This window comes from Paenibacillus sp. KS1 (genome assembly GCF_001680695.1).
In the GTDB taxonomy this organism is placed as follows: Bacteria; Bacillota; Bacilli; order Paenibacillales; family Paenibacillaceae; genus Paenibacillus_B; species Paenibacillus_B suaedae.
The window spans coordinates 1-1,297 of record NZ_MAIS01000232.1; the positions used below are offsets into that span (position 1 = coordinate 1).

2 protein-coding genes are annotated in these 1,297 nt (G+C 39.2%); one reads left to right on the plus strand and one right to left on the minus strand.

Annotation, left to right across the window (positions count from 1 at the left end; genetic code table 11):
* Positions 1 to 510: 510 nt before the first annotated feature.
* Positions 511 to 888, plus strand: coding sequence for a hypothetical protein (locus BBG47_RS28010; protein ID WP_065294468.1), 378 nt, complete (start codon positions 511 to 513; stop codon positions 886 to 888).
* 86 nt (positions 889 to 974) lie between these two features.
* Here the strand turns inward: BBG47_RS28010 and BBG47_RS30245 are convergent.
* On the minus strand, positions 975 to 1,297 hold a 323-nt coding region (locus BBG47_RS30245), incomplete at its 5' end, for a hypothetical protein (protein WP_217492547.1).

A 1,297-nucleotide genomic window follows, 5' to 3' on the forward strand; every position in this document is an offset into this window, starting at 1 on the left:
CCTTGGCATACTGGAGCAGCTTTGCCCAAATTTCCATGACATTGTAGTAAGTAAGAATGCGAAACGTACCAAGAGTTGTTGATTGTAAATTGGGTGAAAAAAGCGTTTCAATATGCGTTTAAGGCAGCTCCATGGGATTGGCTTGCCGCATTTAGAGTTTAAATCATCGAAATTCGAGAATGTTTTCTGGAGATGTTATCAACTTGAAGTTCACCATTGAACAAATTGATGGTCAGTTTGAAATTCTAGATTATATTCGAATGGATTACAACAACGAAGTTGCCGATATCAAAGACTTTTTAATTGAATAGCAATTAAGTCTTCCCCCTCTTTTGATAGAGATAAAAAGTTCTTAATCTGAACCCTTTATCTGTTAGCATGAGGGGGTTGGTCTTTTTTTGAATAAATTAAGTAAAACTAACCGAAAGATATTATTCGCTGTAACTATTTGTTAAGATGATAATAGACCCCAATATTGTGCAATTTAGTAAATATCGAGGAGGGCTATGTATGAAGACAGCTAAACTTCTCATCATCATGCTTTCATGCGTATTACTTATAAGCTGTTCTAAAAAAGATGCTGTGGAAGGAGTTGATTTTACAAAGGTATTTGATGAGGTCATTGGTTATTTATATATAGATGATAAGCTCTACAGTCTGAAAACCAGAGATAATTTCCCGAAAGAGAATTTAGGCGAACAAATCGGTAAGGTTCATGAAATCGTTGAGAAGCCCGTAACTGATGGAGATGTTGTGTATCCGGAGGCCACTCGTACCTATGAAATTCGCAAGGGCGATAAAATATTCAGGGTAAAGGATGGCGATAAACTTCTAGTTGTTATCCAAACGAAGGATGGTTATATATTGGGTGTCATTTTTCCCACTTAAGTTGCTCTCTATTATTATGTGCCAGATTGAACAAAAGAGGATAGCAACCCTTGAACCCAAGAGTCGCTATCCGAATGGCCTTGAATCTATACATTTTCATTAATTCCAACATCACTAGCCAACGGACTCCATCCAGAGCCGATGTTACTCACTTTCCACCCTGTCCCAATATCGCTACTCAAAGGTGACCATCCAGAGCCAATGTCACTGTTCGATGGAGACCAACCTGTACCAATATTGCTCTTAGGTGACCATCCCGAACCGATATTGCTCACATGGTAACCTGATTCAGTATCACTGCTTGTTTTAGACCACCCCGATCCAATGTTGCTAACAAACCATCCCGAACCGATGTCAGCTAGATTCGCTGCCGAAGATACTCCGGTAGAACCGAACAAGAAAAGAGCCA

Coding starts and splice junctions, on each gene's coding strand:
- BBG47_RS28010 (WP_065294468.1), top strand. CDS start 511: ATGAAGACAGCTAAACTTCTCATCATCATGCTTTCATGCGTATTACTT.